The organism is Ruegeria sp. O6 (assembly GCF_056535045.1).
In genome coordinates this window covers 37,551-59,375 of record NZ_JBQERM010000006.1, presented here as the reverse complement: position 1 = coordinate 59,375, position 21,825 = coordinate 37,551, and the positions used below count along the sequence as shown (strand labels likewise).

General features: G+C 60.0%; 25 protein-coding genes. 13 read left to right on the top strand and 12 right to left on the bottom strand.

The window, feature by feature from the left end; genetic code table 11:
• Positions 1 to 19: 19 nt before the first annotated feature.
• Positions 20 to 520: a type III secretion system chaperone family protein gene (locus tag ACR0DY_RS09880; protein WP_209598027.1), complete on the bottom strand. Its 501-nt coding sequence runs from the start codon at positions 518 to 520 to the stop codon at positions 20 to 22.
• A 321-nt stretch (positions 521 to 841) separates the two neighbouring features.
• Complete coding sequence (locus ACR0DY_RS09875) at positions 842 to 1,090, bottom strand: accessory factor UbiK family protein (RefSeq protein WP_050604795.1); 249 nt, start codon at positions 1,088 to 1,090, stop codon at positions 842 to 844.
• Positions 1,091 to 1,187: 97 nt separating this feature from the next.
• Here ACR0DY_RS09875 and lgt point away from each other — a divergent pair, with 97 nt between their 5' ends.
• The 5 genes from lgt (at position 1,188) to ACR0DY_RS09850 (ending at position 5,409) form a co-directional block, all read left to right on the top strand.
• Positions 1,188 to 2,078 (top strand): prolipoprotein diacylglyceryl transferase, encoded by an 891-nt coding sequence (lgt, locus tag ACR0DY_RS09870; RefSeq protein WP_480546136.1) that lies wholly within the window; start codon positions 1,188 to 1,190, stop codon positions 2,076 to 2,078.
• The gene (locus ACR0DY_RS09865) at positions 2,075 to 3,142 is read left to right on the top strand and encodes a class I SAM-dependent methyltransferase (RefSeq protein WP_480546137.1); all 1,068 of its coding nucleotides are present in this window, start codon (positions 2,075 to 2,077) and stop codon (positions 3,140 to 3,142) included. Before lgt ends, ACR0DY_RS09865 begins: the two co-directional genes overlap by 4 nt.
• Positions 3,139 to 3,897 (top strand): peptidoglycan editing factor PgeF, encoded by a 759-nt coding sequence (gene pgeF / locus ACR0DY_RS09860; protein ID WP_480546138.1) that lies wholly within the window; start codon positions 3,139 to 3,141, stop codon positions 3,895 to 3,897. The genes ACR0DY_RS09865 and pgeF overlap by 4 nt, the downstream gene beginning before the upstream one ends.
• A 270-nt stretch (positions 3,898 to 4,167) precedes the next feature.
• Positions 4,168 to 4,296, top strand: coding sequence for a hypothetical protein (locus tag ACR0DY_RS09855; protein WP_267362961.1), 129 nt, complete (start codon positions 4,168 to 4,170; stop codon positions 4,294 to 4,296).
• 330 nt (positions 4,297 to 4,626) lie between these two features.
• The gene (locus tag ACR0DY_RS09850) at positions 4,627 to 5,409 is read left to right on the top strand and encodes a Hint domain-containing protein (RefSeq protein ID WP_267362963.1); all 783 of its coding nucleotides are present in this window, start codon (positions 4,627 to 4,629) and stop codon (positions 5,407 to 5,409) included.
• Between the two features lie 119 nt (positions 5,410 to 5,528).
• On the opposite strand, the gene ACR0DY_RS09845 is transcribed toward ACR0DY_RS09850, so the two are convergent.
• Complete coding sequence (locus tag ACR0DY_RS09845) at positions 5,529 to 6,029, bottom strand: Lrp/AsnC family transcriptional regulator (RefSeq protein ID WP_480475487.1); 501 nt, start codon at positions 6,027 to 6,029, stop codon at positions 5,529 to 5,531.
• A gap of 227 nt (positions 6,030 to 6,256) precedes the next feature.
• Here ACR0DY_RS09845 and trxB point away from each other — a divergent pair, with 227 nt between their 5' ends.
• From trxB to ACR0DY_RS09825, 4 genes are all read left to right on the top strand, one after another.
• Complete coding sequence (gene trxB, locus ACR0DY_RS09840) at positions 6,257 to 7,198, top strand: thioredoxin-disulfide reductase (RefSeq protein ID WP_267362965.1); 942 nt, start codon at positions 6,257 to 6,259, stop codon at positions 7,196 to 7,198.
• A gap of 3 nt (positions 7,199 to 7,201) precedes the next feature.
• Positions 7,202 to 7,651 (top strand): RES family NAD+ phosphorylase, encoded by a 450-nt coding sequence (locus tag ACR0DY_RS09835; protein WP_480475485.1) that lies wholly within the window; start codon positions 7,202 to 7,204, stop codon positions 7,649 to 7,651.
• 80 nt (positions 7,652 to 7,731) lie between these two features.
• Positions 7,732 to 9,423: an adenylate/guanylate cyclase domain-containing protein gene (locus ACR0DY_RS09830; protein ID WP_480482242.1), complete on the top strand. Its 1,692-nt coding sequence runs from the start codon at positions 7,732 to 7,734 to the stop codon at positions 9,421 to 9,423.
• A gap of 196 nt (positions 9,424 to 9,619) precedes the next feature.
• Positions 9,620 to 11,338: a bifunctional sulfate adenylyltransferase/adenylylsulfate kinase gene (locus ACR0DY_RS09825; protein ID WP_267362968.1), complete on the top strand. Its 1,719-nt coding sequence runs from the start codon at positions 9,620 to 9,622 to the stop codon at positions 11,336 to 11,338.
• Between the two features lie 101 nt (positions 11,339 to 11,439).
• Here the strand turns inward: ACR0DY_RS09825 and ACR0DY_RS09820 are convergent, their stop codons facing one another.
• The 3 genes from ACR0DY_RS09820 to ACR0DY_RS09810 form a co-directional block, all read right to left on the bottom strand.
• Entirely contained in the window at positions 11,440 to 12,327 is an 888-nt protein-coding gene (locus ACR0DY_RS09820; RefSeq protein WP_480898188.1) for a PhzF family phenazine biosynthesis protein, read from the bottom strand.
• Positions 12,328 to 12,420: 93 nt separating this feature from the next.
• Positions 12,421 to 12,645 carry a DUF1150 family protein gene (locus ACR0DY_RS09815; protein ID WP_209504776.1) on the bottom strand — a complete coding sequence of 75 codons (225 nt, stop codon included), beginning with the start codon at positions 12,643 to 12,645 and terminating at the stop codon, positions 12,421 to 12,423.
• A gap of 5 nt (positions 12,646 to 12,650) precedes the next feature.
• Positions 12,651 to 13,064, bottom strand: a complete 414-nt coding sequence (locus tag ACR0DY_RS09810; protein WP_058275530.1) for an Hsp20 family protein — start codon at positions 13,062 to 13,064, stop codon at positions 12,651 to 12,653.
• 163 nt (positions 13,065 to 13,227) lie between these two features.
• On the opposite strand from ACR0DY_RS09810, the gene ACR0DY_RS09805 reads away from it, so the two are divergent.
• The 4 genes from ACR0DY_RS09805 to ACR0DY_RS09790 all read left to right on the top strand — a co-directional run bounded on the left by ACR0DY_RS09805 (position 13,228) and on the right by ACR0DY_RS09790 (position 15,836).
• The gene (locus tag ACR0DY_RS09805; protein ID WP_267362973.1) at positions 13,228 to 13,452 is read left to right on the top strand and encodes a YdcH family protein; all 225 of its coding nucleotides are present in this window, start codon (positions 13,228 to 13,230) and stop codon (positions 13,450 to 13,452) included.
• Positions 13,453 to 13,528: 76 nt separating this feature from the next.
• Complete coding sequence (purE, locus tag ACR0DY_RS09800; protein WP_480898186.1) at positions 13,529 to 14,014, top strand: 5-(carboxyamino)imidazole ribonucleotide mutase; 486 nt, start codon at positions 13,529 to 13,531, stop codon at positions 14,012 to 14,014.
• Complete coding sequence (locus ACR0DY_RS09795; protein ID WP_480898184.1) at positions 14,011 to 14,766, top strand: NAD(P)-binding domain-containing protein; 756 nt, start codon at positions 14,011 to 14,013, stop codon at positions 14,764 to 14,766. Before purE ends, ACR0DY_RS09795 begins: the two co-directional genes overlap by 4 nt.
• Positions 14,767 to 14,768: 2 nt before the next feature.
• Positions 14,769 to 15,836: a 5-(carboxyamino)imidazole ribonucleotide synthase gene (locus ACR0DY_RS09790; protein ID WP_480898182.1), complete on the top strand. Its 1,068-nt coding sequence runs from the start codon at positions 14,769 to 14,771 to the stop codon at positions 15,834 to 15,836.
• 65 nt (positions 15,837 to 15,901) lie between these two features.
• Here ACR0DY_RS09790 and ACR0DY_RS09785 read toward each other — a convergent pair whose 3' ends face one another.
• The 6 genes from ACR0DY_RS09785 to ACR0DY_RS09760 all read right to left on the bottom strand — a co-directional run bounded on the left by ACR0DY_RS09785 (position 15,902) and on the right by ACR0DY_RS09760 (position 21,755).
• Positions 15,902 to 17,053 carry an alpha-D-ribose 1-methylphosphonate 5-triphosphate diphosphatase gene (locus tag ACR0DY_RS09785; protein WP_480546140.1) on the bottom strand — a complete coding sequence of 384 codons (1,152 nt, stop codon included), beginning with the start codon at positions 17,051 to 17,053 and terminating at the stop codon, positions 15,902 to 15,904.
• The gene (locus ACR0DY_RS09780) at positions 17,050 to 17,823 is read right to left on the bottom strand and encodes an alpha/beta fold hydrolase (protein WP_480546141.1); all 774 of its coding nucleotides are present in this window, start codon (positions 17,821 to 17,823) and stop codon (positions 17,050 to 17,052) included. Before ACR0DY_RS09780 ends, ACR0DY_RS09785 begins: the two co-directional genes overlap by 4 nt.
• A 29-nt stretch (positions 17,824 to 17,852) precedes the next feature.
• Positions 17,853 to 18,704, bottom strand: coding sequence for a DMT family transporter (locus ACR0DY_RS09775; protein ID WP_480546142.1), 852 nt, complete (start codon positions 18,702 to 18,704; stop codon positions 17,853 to 17,855).
• Positions 18,705 to 18,949: 245 nt separating this feature from the next.
• Positions 18,950 to 20,587: a chaperonin GroEL gene (gene groL, locus ACR0DY_RS09770; RefSeq protein WP_267362982.1), complete on the bottom strand. Its 1,638-nt coding sequence runs from the start codon at positions 20,585 to 20,587 to the stop codon at positions 18,950 to 18,952.
• 53 nt (positions 20,588 to 20,640) lie between these two features.
• The gene (gene groES, locus ACR0DY_RS09765) at positions 20,641 to 20,928 is read right to left on the bottom strand and encodes a co-chaperone GroES (RefSeq protein WP_170536247.1); all 288 of its coding nucleotides are present in this window, start codon (positions 20,926 to 20,928) and stop codon (positions 20,641 to 20,643) included.
• Between the two features lie 152 nt (positions 20,929 to 21,080).
• Positions 21,081 to 21,755 carry a DUF2161 domain-containing phosphodiesterase gene (locus ACR0DY_RS09760; protein ID WP_480482260.1) on the bottom strand — a complete coding sequence of 225 codons (675 nt, stop codon included), beginning with the start codon at positions 21,753 to 21,755 and terminating at the stop codon, positions 21,081 to 21,083.
• Between the last annotated feature and the right edge of the window lie 70 nt (positions 21,756 to 21,825).

The following is a 21,825-nucleotide window of genomic DNA, read 5'->3' as shown; positions in this document are numbered from 1 at the left end:
ATCGGTTCGGGGCAAAGGTTTACGCGCGGCCGTAGGCCTCTGCAATGGCCACTTGCATGGCTTCTTCTGGCCCTCTGTTGCCCCAGGTCACCAATTGGATCGCGGGGTAGTACCGCTCGGCGCTCATGACGGCGGCATTGATCATCGTGTCGATCTGGTCAGCGCTGGCCGTTTGCCCGCCTGCAAGGACCAGACCATAGCGATAGACCATCAGCTTCTGGTTTGCCCAATAGGTAAACGCGCCTGCCCAGCACTGGTCGTTCATCTTGTTGAGCAGCTCATAGAGCTGCATTTCACGCTCGGCCGGTGGTTCCATTTCGAAGCTGCACACCATGCGCAGCGTTTCGTCATAGTTGGACCAGGCCAGCGTGATCGAGTAAGTGCGCCACTGCCCTTCAACGGCCATGGCAATCTGATCGTCCCCAATGCGATCAAAATCCCAGTCGTGATGTTCGGCCAGATGCTCAACAATGTCGATCGGATGAATGTCTTCTTCGAGATACTGCTCGGAAAGGGCCATAATGCCACCTCACTAATCTCTAGCATTTCGGGGCTGGCAGCGCCCCAGCGCTAGTTGCCTGCTCTACAAACCGGGCTTCCCCCATAGGCCTGTACTAAATATGGTGCGATGTGGCGTAAGTTCTGGCAACCCTAATTATTGGGGATAACAGCAATAAGTTGTGGACAGAAGGCAACGGCGATCAAAATATTGGCGCCAGAGTCAGCTTTGTCTTGAATAAATTCTGCGACACGTCAGAATACACAGCACCGCACAATCCGGGCTGGATTGCGCGGCGGAATGCTTTGTCCGAAAATTGTGAATAAAGGGAACGCCGGGGCGTTATTTGTCCAGTTTCGCCTCGAGCGCGGCGATGCGGGCTTCGAGTGCCGCGTTTTCTTCGCGCGCCTTCTGAGCCATGGCGCGCACGGCGTCGAATTCTTCGCGGGTGACGAAATCGCGGTCGGCCAGCCAGCGGTCGATCATCGACTTCATCGCGTTTTCAGCCTCTTCCCGCGCGCCCTGCGCCACGCCCATGGCGTTGGTCATCAGCTGGGACACGTCATCCAGGATTTTGTTGCGGGTCTGCATATCTGTTCTCCGATCTCGCGGTTTACCTGTATATGGGCAAAGAATGGCGCGGGCTCAAGGTTGACTTGACCTGCAAACCCCGGGCAATGAGACGCACATGCAGGCTGTTCTGAATTTCCCCGATCTGTCGCCCGAACTGTTCTCGATCCCGCTGTTCGGGATGGAGTTCGCGTTAAGGTGGTATGCGCTGGCCTATATCGCGGGCATCCTGATCGCGTGGCGGCTGGCTGTTGTGGCGTTGCGCCGCCCGGCGCTCTGGCCTGCGGATGGCCCGCCGATGAAGCCCGAACAGCTGGAGGATCTGGTTACCTGGATCATTCTGGGCGTGATTCTGGGAGGGCGGCTGGGCTTTGTGCTGTTTTATCAACCGGGTTATTACCTGTCGCACCCGCTGGAGATCGTGAAGGTCTGGCAAGGCGGCATGGCGTTTCATGGCGGCCTGCTGGGCGTAATCCTTGCGTCGTACCTGTTTGCACGACGGCACCGGATCCCTGCCCTGTCGCTGGGGGATCTGGTTGCCTACACCGTTCCGCCCGGATTGCTGCTGGGGCGGCTGGCCAATTTCGTCAACGCCGAGCTGTGGGGCCGCCCGAGCGAGCTGCCCTGGGCTGTCATCTTTCCTGGATATGCTGCGCAGGATTGCCCCGGCGTGGTCGCAGGCATGTGCGCCCGGCACCCGTCGCAGCTGTATGAGGCCGCGCTGGAGGGGGTGTTGCTTGGGGCGGTATTGCTGTGGCTGGTCTATCGGCGCGGCGGTTTTCGCACACCGGGCCTTGTCATGGGGACGTTTCTTGCGGGCTACGGCGCGTCGCGCTTTATCGTCGAGTTCTTTCGCCAGCCGGACGCACAATTCGTATCGCCCGGCAATCCGCTGGGGCTGGCCTGGCATGTGGGCGGGTACGGGCTGACCATGGGGCAGTTCCTGTCGCTGCCGATGATCGCGCTTGGATTGTGGTTTGCCCAGCGCGCGCGGCGGCAGGCAGTATGAGCCTGACCGATCATCTGGTCGCCCGCATCCGGCAGGATGGACCCATGAGCGTGGCGGATTACATGGCTGAATGCCTGCTGCATCCGACGCTGGGCTATTACACGACCCGTGATCCGCTGGGGGCTGCGGGGGATTTCACCACAGCGCCGGAAATCAGTCAGATGTTCGGAGAGCTGGTCGGGCTGTCTCTGGCGCAGAGCTGGATGGATCAGGGACGGCCCGCACCGTTTACCCTGTGTGAGCTGGGGCCGGGGCGCGGTACCCTGATGGCCGATATTCTGCGCGCTACACGAACGATTCCCGGATTTCACAAGGCGGCGCAGGTAGTTCTGGTCGAAGCATCGCCTGTATTGAAACAGGTGCAAGCTGAAACCCTGAACGAATACGAGGCGGCCTGGATCGACATGATTGCCGACCTGCCCGACCAGCCGCTGTTGCTGGTTGCCAACGAGTTCTTTGATGCCCTGCCCATCCGCCAGTTCCAGCGTGACGGTACGGGCTGGCGCGAGCGTCTGGTGGGCGAGCGCGACGGTGGGTTGACGTTCGGACTGGGCGCGATCGGGCCGCAGGTGGCGTTGAATGATAGGCTGTCGGACACCAAGGACGGTGATCTGGTCGAACTGTGTGCTGCTGCGATTCCCGTTTTGACCGTGATCGCGGGGCGGGTCGCCAGCCATGGCGGCGCGGCATTGATTATGGATTATGGCGACTGGCATTCGCTGGGCGATACTTTGCAGGCTCTGCAAAACCACGAACATTCCGATCCTCTGGCATCGCCCGGTCAGGCCGATTTGACCGCGCATGTGGATTTTGAGCCTTTGGCCGTTGCGACCCGCGCCTGTGGGTGCAGGCATACACGCTTGACACCGCAGGGCGTCTTCCTTGAACGGCTGGGGATCACCGCCCGCGCGCAAGCCCTGTCCAAGGCATTGAGCGGTTCCGAGCTGGATGCGCTGATTGCCGCGCATCGGCGGTTGACGCATCCTGATGAAATGGGAAATCTGTTCAAGGTGATGGGCCTTTTCCCGGCCTACGCAGCCCCACCACCAGGATTGGAACCATGACGCTGGAAATTCTGACCTCGGATCTGCTGTCGCCATTTCGCCATGGGTTCTTTACCCGTCGCGGCGGCGCGTCTTCAGGAATTTTCAGCGGGTTGAACTGCGGTCAGGGGTCCTCGGATCAAACCGAGATTGTCGCGCTGAACCGGCGGCGGGTGGCCGACGCGATGGAGGTGGACCCCGAGGCAATGGTCGCGGTGCATCAGGTTCATTCCCCAACGGTTCTGACAGTCCAAGCCCCGGTTGACGGTGAAAAGCCCAAAGCGGATGCCATTGTCACAGCAACACCCGGTCTGGCCCTGACGATCCTGACGGCCGATTGCCAGCCGGTTCTGTTCGCCGATCCCGACGCGCATGTGATCGGTGCGGCCCATGCCGGGTGGCGCGGCGCGCTGGACGGTGTTCTGGAAGCGACGCTGGACGCGATGGAGGCGCTGGGGGCCGACCGCAGCAATATCTGCGCCGTGATCGGACCCAGTATTTCCCAACGCGCTTACGAGGTGGGGCCAGAGTTTCTGGACGCGTTCCTGACGGATTCGCCGGACAACAGCCGCTTTTTTGCCAATGGTGAAAGTGACCGCCTGCAATTTGATCTGCCCGCCTTCGGGCTGCACCGGCTGCGGCAGGCGGGAATCGGACAGGCCGAGTGGACCCGGCACTGCACATATTCCGACCCTGACAGGTTCTATTCCTATCGCCGATCAACGCACGCGAACGAGGTCGATTACGGGCGGTTGATTTCCGTCATAAGATTGTGATCTTCGTCCAGATTTAGGTGCCCTGCCACTTTTCCGCCACATTTGTTGTGTTGATTGGGCATCAGAATCGTAACGAGTTTTTGCCAGTAATCAGATCGGTATCTGACGTTCGAAAATCGGGCGCTGGCGTGTTGAGTGGGAGGTCCGTCTGACTTCATTTTTCTGTCCGCAAATCATCCCGGATAAGCCTTATCCCTGCCGCAAACCCGCGTCACAAAAGGTTCACAGAGGATGTGGGGAAATACACCCCGTTCAGAGCAGGACCAAAAAATGAAGACCAAATCACGCTTTCTGAAAGCCATGGTCGAGGCCACTCGGGACCAGAACCTGGAAATGCCGTGGAAGCGGGTAACAAGCAATTCTGTCAGGGTCGCCAGTCGCATCGCGGCACGACGCTGAGACAGAAAACCCAGAGACCAAGCTGCCGGTCTTATTTGGGTCAACGCGTATCAGGTTCGCTCCGGCCTGATGTATCGCGCGTCACGAGCGAGGGGTTCGTGACTTTTTAGGAGTTGTGTGTGTGCGGGCAATTTCGCCCGTGAAGTACGAGTTTGTCTGGGGGGTCAATGTGTTGACCATTGGAAAGCGAGATTTAGTCGCGTCGCGGGACCGTACCGGTTGCCGCCCGAGGGTCACCCATTTGTTTCAAGGCAAAGAACCAGTTCGCCGGGCGCGTCTGTACGGGGGTACGCCGCGCCTGACCGAACATTTTGAGGGGACGGAATATTAATGACTATTCCTAATTCACTGGCCCGCGCGGCCAGAAATGCTATCGAAACGTCTGTTATGCTGCGGGACGCGCCGCGGCCGGTTTCCAAGCCAAAAGCCCAGCTGCGCCGCTATGAGGTCAGCAGCCTGTTGAAGAACGGAGATGTGGTTCAGACCCGCCACATCGCACCTGCCCTGCCGATGTTTGAAGACGCGTTTTGCGCCTTCACACGTGGATCTTTGGTAGAAACGGAACATGGACCGATGGCAATCGAGGATCTGATGCCGGGGGATACGGTCCTGACGCAGGATGGCGCATCGGAAACCGTGTTGTGGAAGGGATCTGTCACGTTGATCCCCGGACGCGCGGATTCACGTGGCCGGACGCGACCGCTGACGCGGATCATGGCGGATACGTTCGGGATGCAAAAGCCAATGTCGGGTGTCATTGCTGGCCCGGCGGCGCGAATCGTGGGAACACCTGCGCATTTGCGGCACCTGCATGGGGGGCAGCCGATTCTTACACCCGTGTCCGAATTTCAGGACGGGATGGGTGTCATTGAAACAATGCCGCCCACCCCCGTTGAACTGTTTCACATTTGTTTAAAACGCCATTCCGTTATTCGCGTAGATGGATTACAGTTCGAAACATATCATCCAGGTGTGAATGCGGTTCGCATGATCAGCCACTCGCTTCGGTCGATCTATCTGAACCTGTTCGCGCATATCGAGTCGCTGAACGATTTTGGCCCGCTGCTGATGCCGCGCGCCGGAGATGGTGAGATCGACGCGATGACGGCCTGAGCATGATTGTGATTACTGCATTATGGGGGGCATCATGCAGCTGGTAATAAGTTGGGTTCTATCCCTTGCGGTGGCAGCACTGTTGCCACCAATCACCGCGCAACCAAAACGTGTTGGGGTCACGCCATCCGGTTCATACGTTCTTCCAGAACGTCGAACGGTACGCCTGGCTCGTCTTTTGCGCCGCGAATAACGAGCGATGTCTTGACGCTGGCCACGTTTGGCGTGGTCAGCAACTCGCCCGTCAGAAACTGCTGAAAGCTGCTCAGGTCAGGTGCGACGCATTTCAGAATGAAATCCACTTCGCCGTTCAGCATGTGGCATTCGCGGACCAATGGCCAATCGCGGCAGCGGCCTTCGAACGCGCGCAGTTCGACTTCGGCCTGGCTGTCCAGACCTACCATGGCAAATACCTGAACCTCGAACCCCAACTCGCGCGAGTTGACCTCGGCGTGGTAGCCGGTGATGAAGCCGGATTCTTCGAGTGTGCGCACCCGGCGCAGACAGGGCGGGGCCGAGATTCCGACCCGTTTTGCCAGCTCGACATTGGTCATACGACCGTCCGCCTGCAGTTCCGCCAGAATCTTGCGATCAATATCATCCAGCCGAGTCGTGACCATCAAATGCTCCTGATTTTTTCGGTTCTTATATCAGCACCCCACACGCGCGCAATAATGTTTCGCAGATGCGCAATTTTCTTTGTTTCCTTTTCGCCTTCTTCCCGAAAACCCAAGGCACCCCGGCCCGAAGGGGGCTGAACAGTAAGGGGCTTTAAGCCGGGCCAGTCGGTCGCTATATCGGGGCGACGGGCCGCGGGCCCAAATCAGGCAATTCGAGCGGGGGCACCATGGCCGACACAAGACACACCAAGGTTCTGATCATCGGGTCAGGGCCCGCAGGATACACTGCAGGCGTATATGCAAGCCGCGCCATGCTGGAACCCATTCTGGTACAGGGCATCGAACCCGGTGGTCAGCTGACAACGACGACCGAGGTCGAAAACTGGCCCGGCGACACCGAGGTGCAGGGCCCGGACCTGATGGTGCGGATGCAGGACCATGCGAAGGCCATGGGATGTGAGGTGATTGGCGATATCATTAGCGATCTGGACCTCAGCAAGCGCCCCTTCACCGCCAAGGGCGACAGCGGCACCACCTATACCGCTGATGCGGTCATTCTGGCCACAGGCGCGCGTGCAAAATGGCTGGGTCTGCCGTCGGAAGAGAAGTTCAAGGGCTTTGGCGTCTCGGCCTGCGCCACCTGTGACGGGTTCTTCTATCGCGGGCAGGAAATCGTGGTGATCGGTGGCGGTAACACAGCCGTGGAAGAAGCCCTGTTCCTGACCAATTTCGCCAGCAAGGTGACCCTGATCCACCGCCGTGATGAGTTGCGGGCGGAAAAGATCCTTCAGGATCGCCTGTTGAAGAATGAAAAGATCGAACCGCTGTGGTTCCACCAGCTGGAAGAAGTGATCGGCACCGATGCGCCTTTGGGCGTCGAAGGTGTTCGGGTCAAACATGTTAAAACCGGCGAGATCACCGAGATCCCGTGCAAAGGTGTCTTTGTCGCCATCGGCCACGCCCCTGCGAACGAGTTGGTCAAGGACACGCTGGAAACCCATATGGGTGGTTATGTCGTCACCAAACCGGGCAGCACCGAAACCTCGATCCCCGGCGTGTTCGCGGCAGGCGATCTGACCGACCATGTCTATCGTCAGGCGGTAACAAGCGCCGGGATGGGCTGTATGGCGGCACTGGATGCCGAACGGTTCCTGGCCGAACAGGACTGATGCATGCTTGAATTCTCTGGCCCAGTCTGGAGAATTCTGTTTGCGTCGCAGGCAGCGACCCCATTGCTGCCTGCCCGCGCGCCTGAGGGGCGCTTTCATCATTCCGGACAGTTCGCGCTTTATGCCTCGCTCAGCGCCGAGGGCGCTTCGGTCGCCATCCGGCGCTACGTCTCGGGCGACGATCCCGACCGCGTGATACAAAGGTTTCTGGTGGAAAACGCGCGGTTGGTGGACTACCGCGGGCAGACGGCTGTGTCGGTGATCTGGCAGGATAATCGTGCTATGGGGGTCCCTTCGCCGACATGGGCTTTTTCGGATAAAGCGCGGGCACTGGGGGCGGACGGCTTGATCTACAGCTCGCGCTCGCGCCCCGACCTCAGCCATCTGGTGCTGTTTTGTGCGGACAAGATATCAATTCACTCCCAACACCCCGCGACCCACTGGCGGGCTTAGATTTGCACCCGAAGCCTTGACCTGACCGCGAACGTCCTCGCAAAGTCCAACCAAGGCGAACAGCGATACAGGTGGTATTCTTGAAGAGCGCTTTGTGGCGTGGCGGTTGGGCAACCCGGCTTCGGATCGGCAGCGGGTTGGTTCTGTTTGCTTTCGCTTTCTTCCATTTCATCAACATCGGACTGGGCCTGTTTCACACCGATTATCTGCACGGGATGCAGGACGGTCGAACAGCGGTGACGCGGCACAGTTTTATGAGCCTGCTGCTTTATGCGGCGTTGTTCACACATGCCGGTCTGGCCCTGGCTTCGATCGCACAACGCCGGACCCTGCGCATGCCGTTCAGCACGGCGTTGCAGATTGTTCTGGGTCTGCTGATACCTTTGCAGCTGATCTCGCATGTCATTCAGACCCGGGTCGCGCACGAGATTTACGACGTCAATGACGAGATGGGGTACATCATCATCCTGATGTGGCCTAACATCGTAATTTGGATGCAAAGCGCGTTGTTGCTGATCGTCTGGGTGCATGGCTGTATCGGGCTGCATATGTGGTTACGGCTGACGAAATGGTGGTCCAGCGCCGTACCCTATCTGATCGGTGTTGCCGTCTTCATCCCCATGTTCGCCTTGGCCGGTCTGCTGACCGAGGGCCGCCGCATTTGGTTGGAATTCGCGGATGAGTTTCTGCGGGAACAATATATCGAGCATTACAACTGGCCCTCGCCCGAGGCGTTCCAGACCATGTTCACCGTCAAGGATAATGCCCTTTTGGCGTTCTGGCTCGCCTTGGCGGCCACGGGTCTTGTGTATATCGGGCGCAAGCTGTGGCGGCGCAGGCATTCGGTGCGGGTAAGTTACAGCAACGGGCCCGAGGTGGATGCCGAAAAGGGCATGACCTTGCTTGAGATTTCGCAGGCACATAGTGTGCCCCATACGGCCTTGTGCGGCGGGAAGGGACGCTGCACCACATGCCGCGTCATCATCGAGGAAGGCGCTAACGCCCTACCCCCGCCCGGCGATGTCGAGGCCCGCAGCCTCGCCGCTGTCGGCGCCTCACCGCAGACACGGCTGGCCTGCCAGATCCGCCCGACGGAACCGACCACTGTTTTCCGCGTTTTTCAACCGGATGGCGGGCGCGTTCGCGGGCATGCCAGTCAGGGGCAGGAACGGAAACTGGCCGTGCTGTTTCTGGACATGCGCGGATTTACCGCCCGCACGACGGGTCAGCTGCCCTATGATATCGTGTTCCTGCTGAACCGGTTCTTCGACGCCGTCGTACCTGCCATCACCAAGGACGGCGGTGTCGTGGACAAGTATATGGGCGACGGGTTGCTGGCGGTTTTCGAGAAACCCGATGCGGCCGCATCCGCCAGCGCGGGGTTGAAGGCTGCGATAGATATCAGCCATGCCCTTGACCGGTTCAACGAGCAGCTTGAGGCCGAAGGCAGCCCCGGCATTCGCATCGGAATGGGCTTACACCTTGGTGATCTGGTGCTGGGTGAGATTGGCGCGCAGGGACATGCCGCGAGAACGATCATCGGCGACGCCGTCAATGTGGCCAGCCGACTGGAAAGCGAAACCAAGGCCTTGGGGGTCGAGTTGCTGGTCTCGCAAGAGGTGTTGAAGGCTGCGGGTATGAACCTGCCGCCGGAGGGTATCCGGATGTTCCAGCTGCGCGGCGTTGCCGATCCGATTCCCGCCCTGCCAGTCACCCGCGCGTCCGGGCTTGCGCCGCACACGCGAAAACAGGAACAGTCATACCTTGCATGATCGGAATATATACGCCCCAAGGAACGAGATCATCATTTTGATTTCATAGTTGGAAATTCCTTCCAATCCGCGAGAAATCAGCGCATATCGTCCTTTGTTTCATTGACGCCAGTGGACTTCGCCCAACAGTCGGTGCAAATGCCCCGAAAACGCCCTTGAATCACTGGCAACACAACACTGCGATAAGAGTATTCAGATGACGATGTTAAGCAATCTGGCCCCCATTCCCGAACTTTATGTGTCGTATGACTCGGCCCAGAAACTGAAGGTCGAAGCCGCCGACCTGACCAGCTGGGATCTGAGCCCGCGCCAGATCTGTGATCTGGAACTGCTGATGAATGGCGGTTTCAACCCGCTCAAAGGTTTCCTGAGCGAAGCCGATTACGACAATGTCGTCGAAAACATGCGTCTGGCTGATGGCACGCTTTGGCCGATGCCCATCACGCTGGACGTCAGCGAAGATTTTGCGGACAAGATCGAACTAGGTCAGGATATCGCGCTGCGCGATCAGGAAGGCGTGATTCTGGGCACCATGACGGTCACTGACCGCTGGACCCCGAACAAGGCCCGCGAGGCCGAGAAGGTTTTTGGTGCCGATGACGATGCCCACCCGGCTGTGAACTATCTGCACAATGTGGCGGGCAAGGTCTATCTGGGTGGCCCTGTCGTGGGCATCCAGCAGCCTGTTCACTATGACTTCCGCGGTCGCCGCGACACGCCGAACGAGCTGCGCGCCTATTTCCGCAAGCTGGGCTGGCGCCGGATCGTGGCCTTCCAGACCCGCAACCCCCTGCACCGTGCGCATCAGGAGCTGACCTTCCGCGCCGCCAAGGAAGCGCAGGCCAACCTGCTGATCCACCCGGTCGTGGGCATGACCAAGCCGGGCGACGTAGACCACTTTACCCGCGTGCGCTGCTATGAGGCGGTGCTGGACAAGTATCCCGCGTCCACCACCTCGATGAGCCTGCTGAATCTGGCGATGCGCATGGCTGGCCCGCGCGAGGCGGTCTGGCACGGGCTGATCCGTGCCAACCATGGCTGCACCCATTTCATCGTGGGCCGCGATCACGCGGGCCCGGGCAAGAACTCGGCCGGTGAAGATTTCTATGGCCCCTATGACGCGCAGGATCTGTTCCGCCAGTTCCAGGACGAGATCGGCGTCGAGATGGTCGATTTCAAGCACATGGTCTATGTGCAGGAACGCGCGCAATACGAGCCGAATGACGAGATTCTGGACAAGGACAATGTCACGATCCTGAACATCTCGGGCACCGAGCTGCGCCGCCGTCTGGCCGAGGGTCTGGAAATCCCCGAATGGTTCAGCTTTCCCGAAGTGGTGGCCGAGCTGCGCAAGACCAAGCCGCCACGCAGCCAACAGGGCTTTACCGTGTTCTTCACCGGCTTCTCGGGCTCGGGCAAGTCCACCATCGCCAACGCGCTTATGGTCAAGCTGATGGAGATGGGGGGCCGTCCGGTCACGTTGCTGGATGGCGATATCGTGCGGAAAAACCTGTCATCCGAACTGGGTTTCTCGAAAGAGCATCGCGACCTGAACATCCGCCGGATCGGATATGTCGCATCCGAGATCACCAAGAACGGCGGCATCGCCATCTGCGCGCCGATCGCACCTTATGCCACCACGCGCCGCGCGGTACGCGAAGAGATCGAGCAGTTCGGTGCCTTCTGCGAAGTGCATGTTGCGACCACCATCGAAGAATGTGAGCGGCGCGACCGCAAGGGTCTGTACAAGCTGGCGCGCGAAGGCAAGATCAAGGAATTCACCGGTATCTCGGACCCGTATGACGTGCCTCAGAACCCTGAATTGCGTGTCGAGACCGAAAATGTCGAGGTCGACAACTGCGCTCATCAGGTGCTGCTGAAGCTGGAAAGCATGGGCCTGATCGCAGCAGGCTGAACCAGATGAATGAAACACAGCGGCCTCCGGTTTTCGGGGGCCGTTTTTGTTTTGATAGTCTGAGGTGTTCCGGGCAGTCCCTGGGGACGGGAACGGTTCGGCTACTGGGTGGCTCCTGGCAGATCAACCTGCCCGCGCATCAGGATATGCCCCTGACCGGCTACCTTGATTCCCGTCATCGCATCGGTGGGGCCAACGCGCGTGACAACGGCCTGGCCGGGGCGACCCATATCGTGCCCCTGTTCAGCAACGAAACTGTCTTTGGTCATCAGCCCGTATTTCCACAGATAAGCCGCCATGGCCCCGGTGGCAGACCCGGTAAACGGATCCTCGGGCGGGCTGGGCGGGGCCATGAGCAGGCGCGAGAACGTATCGCCCGCGTCGGTGGCCCCTTGGAGCGTCACGAGGAAAGGCTCGGCCATGTCCGAGCCGGAATACCCTGCCGTCACAGCCACTTTGCGCAGCGCGTCCTCGGACAGGCGGGCCGCGCGCAAAGCGTCATGATCGCGCAGAACGGTAATACAGAAGGGCAAGCCGGTTGAAACCATCCGGGGTGGCGAGATGATGGCTTCTTGCGGCAGGCTGATCGCCTTTGCCACCAGATCGGCTGGCACATGCGCACCAAATTGCGGTGCGACCTGCGTCATCTCAATCTGTTCGCCCTGCAATCCGATCGAAACAATGCCAGCGCCGGTTTCCAGCGTCAGGTTATCGCCGGAGATCATGCCGCGCGACCGCATCGCCGCTACGGTGGCAATCGTCGGGTGCCCGGCAAAGGGAATTTCGCGGCTGGCCAGAAAATACCGGACGCGGATGTCGGCCACGTCGGACGGGCCGGTGAATGTGCATTCGACCAGAGAGGTTTCGAGCACATAGGCCATGCAGACCTCGGCCGAGAGACCCGCGCCGCCGTGGACCACGGCACAACCGTTGCCGCCAAATGCACGATTGGTGAAGGCGTCTACCCAGTCGAATTCAAACCAGCTCATGCAGTCGGCTCCGTTACAGGTTAAAAGCGGCAGTTTCGCCGATGCGCGTGTGTTGAGGGGAACGTTACAGCCCCACCGGGACAAAGGGGCCGTTCAGTGAACGGCCACAGGTGACAGGTCGTGCTGACGGGCTAGAACAAAGGCCAGCTTGCGGTCGGCCACAAGCGCCAGTTGCTGCCCATCGGAATCGTGCACGGCATAAAGGTGATCCAGATCACCTGCCTGATCGCGCAGATCACGCGGCAGATCGGCAACGTCGACTGTTTTCACATAGACGATACGATCGCCTTCGGTGTTGATTTCAATCGGTGTATTCATTGCTCTTACCCCTTCCGTATGTTGATTGTCTGAACCACGGTTTCCGGCACGGCGCGGGTCAGATCCACATGCAGAAGACCGTTTTCCATGATCGCCTCGCCCACCTCGACCCCGTCGGCCAGCACGAACATGCGCTGAAACTGACGCGCCGCGATACCACGGTGCAGGAAGATGCGCCCCTCGCTGTCGTCGCGCTGACGGCCCCGGATCACCAGTTGGCGATCCTCGATGGTGATCGACAGATCCTCTTCGGCGAACCCGGCCACCGCAAGGGTGATGCGGTAGGAAAAGTCCGAGGTCTGTTCGATGTTATAGGGCGGGTATCCTTCGTTACCGGCCTTGGCAGACCGTTCCAGAAGGCGTTCCAGCTGCTCGAACCCCAAAAGATGCGGGTATGAGCCAAGAGTAAGTTTCGACACGTATTTTCGTCCTTTATTGTCAAAGCGACGTGGTGCGCGGTCCCGTTCCGGCAACCGCTTGTTATAGAATATGGGAAGAAACCAGGATGTCCACAAGGTCTGGCGCGATAACGTCTGACACACTATCTTGTTGGGCAAGCACCACAACAAGCCCGAGTCGCCAATGAACGCGCCCACCGACCTTTCGATGAAAACCGAAGAAGTTCTGCGGGTTGAGTTGGAGGTTTTCCGCCGCCAGCACCGCGACCTTGATGAGGCGATCGAGGCGCTGCATGAAAAAGGAACGGCTGATCAGTTGACCCTTCGGCGTCTGAAAAAGGAAAAACTGCGCCTGAAAGACTTCATCCGCCTGATCGAAGATCGCCTGACCCCCGATATCATTGCCTGAACGCCCTGTACCGCATTGCCACAAAAGCGGATTTGGCTATAGTGCGCGCTCTTTCTGAGCGCGGGGACATAAGCGGATGAGCGATGTGACAGTGGGGATCATCATGGGCAGCCAGTCGGACTGGCCCACGATGAAGGAAGCCGCAGATATTCTGGATGAACTGGGCATCGCTTATGAGGCGCGTATCGTTTCGGCCCATCGCACCCCGGACCGGTTGTGGGACTATGGCAAGACCGCCGTGTCGCGCGGGTTGCAGGTGATCATCGCGGGCGCTGGCGGAGCGGCACATCTGCCGGGTATGATGGCCTCGAAAACACGCGTACCGGTGATTGGCGTGCCTGTTCAGACGCGGGCCCTGTCGGGCGTGGATTCGCTGTATTCCATTGTGCAGATGCCCAAGGGCTTTCCCGTGGCGACTATGGCAATCGGGTCCGCTGGCGGGGCCAATGCGGGCCTGATGGCAGCGGGCATTCTGGCCTTGCAGGATGAGGCCCTGGCCGCGCGGCTGGATGCCTGGCGCGAGGCCTTGTCAGCCTCGATCCCCGAGGAACCGCAGAGATGAGCCGGATTGGGTTTATCGGCACCGGGCATATCGCCGCGCCGATTGCGCGGCTGATGGCCGCCAAAGGGCATGAGATCAGCGTGACCGAACGCAACGCCGAGGTCTCGACCGCCCTGAAGGCCGAACTGGGCGTGACTATCGCGCCGCCGCAGGCGGTGATTGACACCTCGGACATCGTGTTTCTGTGCCTGCGCCCGCATATCGCGGCCGAGGTTCTGACTCCCCTGACCTTTCGCGCCGATCAGCAGGTCGTGTCGGTGATGGCGGCCGTTTCCGCCGAGGATTTGGCCAAGCTTTGCGCCCCTGCGTCGGATTTCGTCCAAACCATCCCACTGGGGTTCTTGCAGTCCGGTGGCTGTCCGATGGCGGCGTTCGGCAATGACCGCTTGCTGGCCGAGCTGTTTGAGCCGGAAAACCCCGTGGTCAAGGTTGCGGATGAGGTGGCGCTGAACGCGCATTTTGCCATTTGTGCCATGGTTCCCGGCATTCTGGATCTGATGGCCACCGGGGCCGAATGGCTGGGTGACGTAACCGGCGATGCGGACGGGGCCGAGTTCTATACCACGCAGTTGATGGCGGGTTTTCTCGCCGCGATGGAAAAAAACACAGCCGGGCGGTTGGCACAGGAGCGCGACGCTTTGGCGACCGAAGGTACTTTGAGCCTGCAAATGACGGGCACCCTGATCGAACAGGGCGCGCATGAGGCGCTGAGAGCGGCGCTTGGCGCAATTGGAAAACGTTTGGAGAATTGACGATGGCGGAGATGCTCGCCCAAGGTGCAGTGATCGGGATTCTGGGTGGCGGCCAGCTGGGCCGGATGCTGTCGGTGGCGGCCTCTCGGCTGGGGTTTGTCAGCCACATCTACGAGCCGGGCGCAAACCCGCCTGCCGGGCAGGTTGCGGATCGGGTTACGACAGCGGCCTACGACGATATCGACGCCTTGACGGCCTTCGCCGATGCGGTGGACGTCATCACCTATGAGTTCGAGAACATCCCGACCGAGGCATTGGATATTCTGGAAGCCCATCGCCCCATTCGTCCCGGGCGTGAGGCATTGAGGGTCAGTCAGGACCGCCTGACCGAGAAGACGTTCCTGCAAGGGCTTGGCCTGACAACGGCTCCGTTTGCGGATATCACCGATCTGGACAGCCTGAATGCGGCCATCGAAGAAATCGGCACGCCCGCCATCCTGAAGACCCGCCGCTTTGGCTATGACGGCAAAGGACAAGCCAGATTGCGCACCCCCCGGGATGCCGAGGCCGCGCTGGTCGATATGGCTGGTGCGCCTGCCCTTCTGGAGGGGTTCGTTGATTTCTCACACGAGGTTTCGATCATTGCAGCGCGGGGACTGGACGGTCAGGTGGCCTGTTTCGACCCGGGTGAGAATGTGCACCGCGACGGCATCCTGCACACCACCACCATCCCTGCACGACTGTCCCCTGCCCAGCGCACCGATGCCATCCTGCTGGCGGCCAATATCCTGAACGCGCTGGAATATGTCGGTGTCATGGGCGTTGAGCTGTTCGTGACACCCGGCGGGCTGATCGTGAACGAGATCGCGCCGCGCGTGCATAATTCGGGCCACTGGACGCAGAATGGCTGCGCCGTGGATCAGTTCGAACAGCACATCCGCGCGGTGGCGGGTTGGCCGTTGGGCGACGGGCAGCGCCACTCGGATGTGGTGATGGAGAACCTGATTGGCGACGATATGGACCGTGTGCCCGAGCTGGCGCGCGAACGGGACGTCGCGCTGCATCTTTACGGCAAGGCCGAGGTCAAGGCTGGTCGCAAGATGGGACATTTCAACCGGATCAAGCGGTAGAATATCGCGCTGCGGCGCGATGCCTTCGGCGAAAGTATTTGGAAAAAGGTGAAGCCGGTCTGGTTTCACCCCACAAAGCGCGCCGCGATATCCCCTGACATGTAGCTGACGCGCCCGCCCGCCAATGTCGCGGCGACCCGGTGAGTGGTTGCGTCAAGGATTACCAGATCGGCGCGTTTGCCCGCGGCAAGCGTGCCCCGGTCCTGCAAGTCCAGCACCCGCGCGGGGCCGGATGAGATCAGCGCCCAGGCCCCTGCGAGATCCAGCAGCCCGGTTTTGATCAGCATCAGCGCCGCGCGGCGTGGACTGGGATAATGGTAGTCCGAGGCCAGCGCATCACAGAGCCCCATCGCAATCAGCTCTACCGCGCTGGCGTTGCCCTTATGCGAGCCGCCGCGGACCACATTGGGTGAGCCGAGAATGACGTGATCCCCGGCAGCGCGCGCGGCCTCGGCGGCTTCAAGCGTTTCGGGAAACTCGGCAATGCGCACCCCTTGGCCGCGCCACCAGGCGCGCGCCTCGGCAGTTGCGTCATCGTGGCTGCCCAGACGCACGCCCATGTCCGCAAGGTCCGAACAGAGCGCTTCTAGCGCCGCCGGAACCTCAGCCTTGCGGGCGTGCATGTCGAGCAGCATCGCAAAATGCGCCTCTGGGTTGCGTCCGGCCTTCAATGCCTGCCCGGTCAGGCGCGGTGGTTTCTTGCCCTGTGCCAAACGATCATGCGGCAGGTGATCATTGAAGACCACGTATGGCACCTGCCAATCGGCGATGCGACGGGCCAGCTCGTCGTAATCCGCGAGCATATTGGTCTCGAACCGCAATTGCGGGATCAGATCGGTGACCGTGCTGCCCTTGACCGCTGCGATGGCCGCAAACACCTGCGCGGCAAAGTCCGGGCCGCGCACGCCGCCTTCCCAGCTGTAAAACTGCGCCAGAACGGCTGTGGTGATGCCGTTGGCCGCCAGTTCGGCCTCGGCCGACAGAATGCCCTCATTCATCTGCTTCATCGCGCCGCGACGTGGGGCGATATGGCGTTCGAACCCATCGCCGTGCAAGTCGACAATACCTGGCAGAACAAGAAACCCGGTCAGGTCAATCCGCCGTCCGGTTGCGTCTTTCTGAATGACCCCACCTGCAACGGAAAGCTCCGCGCGTGACAGCCCTTCATCCGGTAGCAGAACCTCGGCACCGGTCAATGTCAGTTCCAATGTGGTCATTCTGATGGCTCCGCCCCCGGTTCCGAGCAATTCTGCCCGATGCAGATCTCGTCTATTACGTCCATCACACCGTCCAGCCAAGTGATCTGGGGATCGAACCGACCAAATTCGATAAAGTGCAGAGCCTGTGCCATGACCTGCGGGTTGTTCATCATGAAAGTGTGGGTCACCGGCAAGACGAGATGATCGGCCATGCCTTCGACTTTGGTGGATTCGACCGACACCTTGCCATCGTCCGGGCCGTCGATCAGAGATGAAAACACGAGGTTCAGGGACTGATCACCTGCGATGACCCCCAGTTCGAAATCCACGGGCGGCAGGCGGCTGGGAATACCATCCGGGCCCGTACCCAGTTGCAGTCCGGCCGGGCCGTTCAGGTATCCGAACACCTCCCACGCGCTGAGTTCATCGACCAGCTGGCTACCCTGATTGGGCGGCCCCAGCATGACGACACGGCCCATGTTTTCAGGGCTGTGGTCCTGTAACCAGTATCGCAACAGGATGCCACCCATGGAATGCGCAACGACATTGACGGTGTCACTGCCGCAGGCTGCAAATGCTTGCGGGATGGTTTGTTCGGCCAGTTCGGGGATACCGATTTCGGTCGATGGGTAACCGGGGCGCACGACGGAATAGCCATTCGCTTTGAACAGTTGCTCCATCACGCTGAATGACGCCTCGGTCCGGGCCAGACCGTGCAGCAGGACAACGCATTTCGCGCTGGCCACGGCGGGAAAAAGGCAACAAAGCAGGGCGATCAGAATTCTCATACCCGCCAGATAAAGCCTGTGCGCCTGCGTTAAAAGCCCTTCCCACGTTGACGTCGCAGGACAGCCAGCGCGATACCGCCCAAAACCAGTGCCGCACCAACAAGCAGCCGCACACCCGCGCTTTCCCCCAACAGCACCACGCCGCCCACAATCGCGATCACCGGCACGCTGAGCTGGACGACCGCCGCCGTCGAAGGTGCCAGCCGGGGCAGAACGCGATACCACAAGGCGTATCCCAGACCCGAGGTCACGCCACCTGACAAGGCCGCAAGGAGATAGCCCAATCCGGTCATGTGCCACTCTGCCCCTGTGGCCATCAGGGTCAGCGCGGTCACCGGCAGCGCGACGATGAAATTTGCGGCCGTGCCCTGCAACGCATCGGGCTCGGACCGCCCGGCCAGTGAATAGGCTGCCCAGCCGATCCCGGCTGCAAGCATCAAAACGGTTCCGGTTGGATCGACCTGCACTGTTCCTGTGGGCCACAGGACACAGGCCAGACCACCCAGTGCAATCGCTGCCCCGGCCAGCTGTCGCCGGGTGGGATTGGCCCCGGCAAGGGCGTTGGCGGCGAACATAGTGATCTGCACAACGGCAAACAGGATAAGCGCGCCCAGCCCCGCATCCAACGTCAGATAGGCAATTGAAAACCCGATCATATACAGGGAAAGCGACCCGGCCCCGATGACCCGCCTACGGTTGCGAAGGGGCAAATGTCCTCTACGCAGCAGGACCAGTGCAGCCAGAACCAACGCCCCCGCCAGGACCCGGACAATGGCAAACCCCGCAGGATCACTGGACGCGCTGTCGATAGCCAGCCGGTTCAGAATGGAGTTCGCCGCAAAGGCGCACATGGTCAGGGCGGTCAGAAGGAACAGTCGCATTTCAACCACATACCGACTTGGCGGCGCGTTGGACACTCACATTTCGGGTACACGCGGCCCAGCCTTCATCTTTTCCAAAATACTCCCGCCGGAGGCATGGCCGCATTGCGGCCATCGGAAATGAAACGGGGCCGCCAAAAGGCGACCCCGTCCGTTAGCACTTTGCTTCCCCTCTCGACAGCCTGACCTTGCAGCCAAACGCCTGTCAGGGGTCGTCAGAATTCGCTTAGGCGAATTCGACGTGCTTACATCATGCCGCCCATGCCGCCCATGTCGGGCATGCCGCCAGCAGGTGCATCTTTTTGCGGTTTGTCTGCAACCATCGCTTCGGTGGTGACCAGCAGGCCGGCAACCGATGCCGCATCTTCCAGAGCGGTACGGACAACTTTGGCCGGGTCGATCACGCCGAACGAGAACATGTCGCCATATTCTTCGGTCTGAGCGTTGAAGCCAAAGGCCGGATCCGAAGATTCGCGCACTTTGCCTGCAACAACCGCACCGTCAACGCCTGCGTTTTCGGCGATCTGGCGCAGCGGCGCTTCGATAGCCTTGCGCACGATGTTGATGCCTGCGTCCTGATCAGCGTTTGCGCCTTTCAGCGATTCCAGTGCTTTACCGGCCTGAACCAGAGCAACACCTCCGCCTACAACGACGCCTTCCTGAACGGCTGCGCGTGTTGCGTTCAGAGCATCGTCCACACGGTCCTTACGCTCTTTCACTTCAACTTCGGTCATGCCGCCGACGCGAATAACGGCAACACCGCCTGCCAGTTTGGCAACGCGTTCCTGCAGCTTCTCACGGTCGTAATCCGACGAGGTTTCTTCGATCTGGGTGCGGATCTGAGCAACACGTGCTTCGATCTCGGCTTTCTCGCCAGCACCGTCGACGATGGTGGTTTCGTCTTTGCTGATCTCGATCTTCTTGGCGGTGCCCAGCATGTCCATGGTGACATTCTCAAGCTTCATGCCCAGATCTTCGCTGATCACCTGACCGCCGGTCAGGATTGCGATGTCCTGCAGCATGGCCTTACGGCGATCGCCGAAGCCCGGTGCCTTGACAGCAGCAATTTTCAGGCCGCCGCGCAGTTTGTTGACAACCAGAGTTGCCAGCGCTTCGCCTTCAACGTCTTCTGCAATGATCAGCAGCGGCTTTTGCGACTGGATCACCTGCTCGAGCAGCGGAACCATCGGCTGCAGCGAAGACAGTTTCTTTTCGTGCAGCAGGATCATGCAGTCGTCGAGTTCTGCGATCATCTTGTCTGCGTTGGTGACGAAGTAAGGCGACAGGTAGCCGCGGTCGAACTGCATACCTTCGACAACATCGGTCTCGGTTTCCAGACCTTTGTTTTCTTCGACGGTGATGACGCCTTCGTTGCCAACCTTCTGCATCGCGTCCGCGATCTGCTGGCCAATTTCAGCTTCGCCGTTGGCCGAGATGGTGCCAACCTGAGCAACTTCTGCCGAGTCTTTGACTTCGCGCGAAGCAGCACGGATACCTTCGACAACTTTGGCGGTTGCCAGGTCGATGCCGCGCTTCAGGTCCATCGGGTTCAGGCCCGCTGCAACCTGCTTCAGGCCTTCTTTTACGATGGCCTGCGCCAGAACGGTCGCGGTGGTGGTGCCGTCGCCGGCTTCGTCATTGGTGCGGCTGGCGACTTCTTTCACCATCTGCGCGCCCATGTTTTCGAACTTGTCTTCCAGTTCGATTTCCTTGGCAACCGAAACACCGTCTTTGGTGATGCGCGGTGCGCCGAAGGATTTGTCCAGAACCACGTTGCGGCCTTTGGGGCCCAGGGTCACTTTGACAGCATCCGCCAGAATGTTGACGCCTTTCAGCATCTTGTTGCGGGCATCGGTGTCGAACTTGACGTCCTTTGCAGCCATGTCGTTTCTCCTTGAGAAAATGTGTTTAGTGGAAGATCAGAGAAAGCGCGGGCTTACTCGATGATCCCCATGATGTCGCTTTCTTTCATCATCAGCAGCTCTTCGCCGTCGACCTGGACCTCGGTGCCCGACCATTTGCCGAACAGGATCTTGTCGCCAGCCTTGACCGCCATTGCGATCAGCTCGCCGCTGTCCTTGCGCGCGCCTTCGCCGGTTGCGACGACTTCGCCTTCGCTGGGCTTTTCTTTTGCGCTGTCAGGAATGATCAGTCCGCCTGCGGTTTTTTCATCGCTTTCGGTACGGCGAACCAGCACACGGTCATGAAGCGGTTTCAATGCCATCTTTGCAGCTCCTTGGGCTCAAAGTTTTGTTTATCCTCCCCTCGCCATTCGACGAGGCGTTAGCACTCGGTGTGTGTGAGTGATAACGACGCATAGCTAGGGAGTCTAAAACGCCGAGTCAACAAGGTGTTTGGGATTTTTTTGAGAACGGCCTAGTCGGACTGTTCCCAGCTGTAGGCCCAGTGTTTCAAGCCATCTGTTCCGTCAGACGTAAGAGCGTAGACGCCTTTTTCAACCTTCTCGAACCAGCCATAGTGATTTTCCCGCATCAACCGGGTGGCAACCGGGACACCCACCGATCTGGCAACTTCGGCCCCTTTGGCCGGGCCGTGTTCGGCCAGAAAGGCGGCGCATTTCAACGCATCCTGACGGTAGGCCGTCACGATCCCATGGCGTGTCGCGCCCCCGGAATTGGGGTCGCCCTCCAGCCGATCGAATTCGCGCAGCAGCCGCGCTGCCCTGGCCTTGTCCTTGCGCGGCGCATAGGGGCCCGGATCGCATTGCACCTCGACCGTGCCATCGGTACGTACGGTGATCAGACCCAGACCAAGCCTGCGGCACAGCGCCAGATTGTCCCTGAGCGCCCGCCGGGCCGTGCGCCCGGTGGGTTTGCTGACCCCGATATAGACCTGATCCGTGAGTTTCAGGCGGGCAATTGCCTGATGGAACAGGGACAGCGTGAACCTGAGCTTGAGCTCGACAATCACAGGCGGCTCGTCTTCGCGCATCGCGACGATATCGGCAGCGCCCACTTCTCCTTTGACGGTGTATCCCTGACGCTCCAAAAGCGCCTTGATCGGGGGATAGAGGTCCTGCTCGCGGTTCATGGGGCCTATGCTACGCAGATTGTTGAGGAATACCAGACGGGTTGCTTGAACATGGGTCGCAGGCATGGCT

Bases quoted from the DNA above. Each gene is read 5' to 3' on its own strand.
- ACR0DY_RS09845 (WP_480475487.1), bottom strand. From the start codon at position 6,029: ATGGTCACGACTCGGCTGGATGATATTGATCGCAAGATTCTGGCGGAA.
- ACR0DY_RS09855 (WP_267362961.1), top strand. From the start codon at position 4,168: ATGAAGACCAAATCACGCTTTCTGAAAGCCATGGTCGAGGCCACTCGG.
- ACR0DY_RS09760 (WP_480482260.1), bottom strand. From the start codon at position 21,755: ATGAACCGCGAGCAGGACCTCTATCCCCCGATCAAGGCGCTTTTGGAG.
- purE (WP_480898186.1), top strand. From the start codon at position 13,529: ATGAGCGATGTGACAGTGGGGATCATCATGGGCAGCCAGTCGGACTGG.
- ACR0DY_RS09850 (WP_267362963.1), top strand. From the start codon at position 4,627: ATGACTATTCCTAATTCACTGGCCCGCGCGGCCAGAAATGCTATCGAA.
- ACR0DY_RS09815 (WP_209504776.1), bottom strand. From the start codon at position 12,645: ATGAATACACCGATTGAAATCAACACCGAAGGCGATCGTATCGTCTAT.
- ACR0DY_RS09795 (WP_480898184.1), top strand. From the start codon at position 14,011: ATGAGCCGGATTGGGTTTATCGGCACCGGGCATATCGCCGCGCCGATT.
- trxB (WP_267362965.1), top strand. From the start codon at position 6,257: ATGGCCGACACAAGACACACCAAGGTTCTGATCATCGGGTCAGGGCCC.
- groL (WP_267362982.1), bottom strand. From the start codon at position 20,587: ATGGCTGCAAAGGACGTCAAGTTCGACACCGATGCCCGCAACAAGATG.
- ACR0DY_RS09875 (WP_050604795.1), bottom strand. From the start codon at position 1,090: ATGCAGACCCGCAACAAAATCCTGGATGACGTGTCCCAGCTGATGACC.
- ACR0DY_RS09865 (WP_480546137.1), top strand. From the start codon at position 2,075: ATGAGCCTGACCGATCATCTGGTCGCCCGCATCCGGCAGGATGGACCC.
- ACR0DY_RS09780 (WP_480546141.1), bottom strand. From the start codon at position 17,823: ATGAGAATTCTGATCGCCCTGCTTTGTTGCCTTTTTCCCGCCGTGGCC.
- ACR0DY_RS09805 (WP_267362973.1), top strand. From the start codon at position 13,228: ATGAACGCGCCCACCGACCTTTCGATGAAAACCGAAGAAGTTCTGCGG.
- ACR0DY_RS09790 (WP_480898182.1), top strand. From the start codon at position 14,769: ATGGCGGAGATGCTCGCCCAAGGTGCAGTGATCGGGATTCTGGGTGGC.
- ACR0DY_RS09825 (WP_267362968.1), top strand. From the start codon at position 9,620: ATGACGATGTTAAGCAATCTGGCCCCCATTCCCGAACTTTATGTGTCG.
- ACR0DY_RS09775 (WP_480546142.1), bottom strand. From the start codon at position 18,704: ATGCGACTGTTCCTTCTGACCGCCCTGACCATGTGCGCCTTTGCGGCG.
- ACR0DY_RS09880 (WP_209598027.1), bottom strand. From the start codon at position 520: ATGGCCCTTTCCGAGCAGTATCTCGAAGAAGACATTCATCCGATCGAC.
- pgeF (WP_480546138.1), top strand. From the start codon at position 3,139: ATGACGCTGGAAATTCTGACCTCGGATCTGCTGTCGCCATTTCGCCAT.
- ACR0DY_RS09835 (WP_480475485.1), top strand. From the start codon at position 7,202: ATGCTTGAATTCTCTGGCCCAGTCTGGAGAATTCTGTTTGCGTCGCAG.
- groES (WP_170536247.1), bottom strand. From the start codon at position 20,928: ATGGCATTGAAACCGCTTCATGACCGTGTGCTGGTTCGCCGTACCGAA.
- lgt (WP_480546136.1), top strand. From the start codon at position 1,188: ATGCAGGCTGTTCTGAATTTCCCCGATCTGTCGCCCGAACTGTTCTCG.
- ACR0DY_RS09785 (WP_480546140.1), bottom strand. From the start codon at position 17,053: ATGACCACATTGGAACTGACATTGACCGGTGCCGAGGTTCTGCTACCG.
- ACR0DY_RS09820 (WP_480898188.1), bottom strand. From the start codon at position 12,327: ATGAGCTGGTTTGAATTCGACTGGGTAGACGCCTTCACCAATCGTGCA.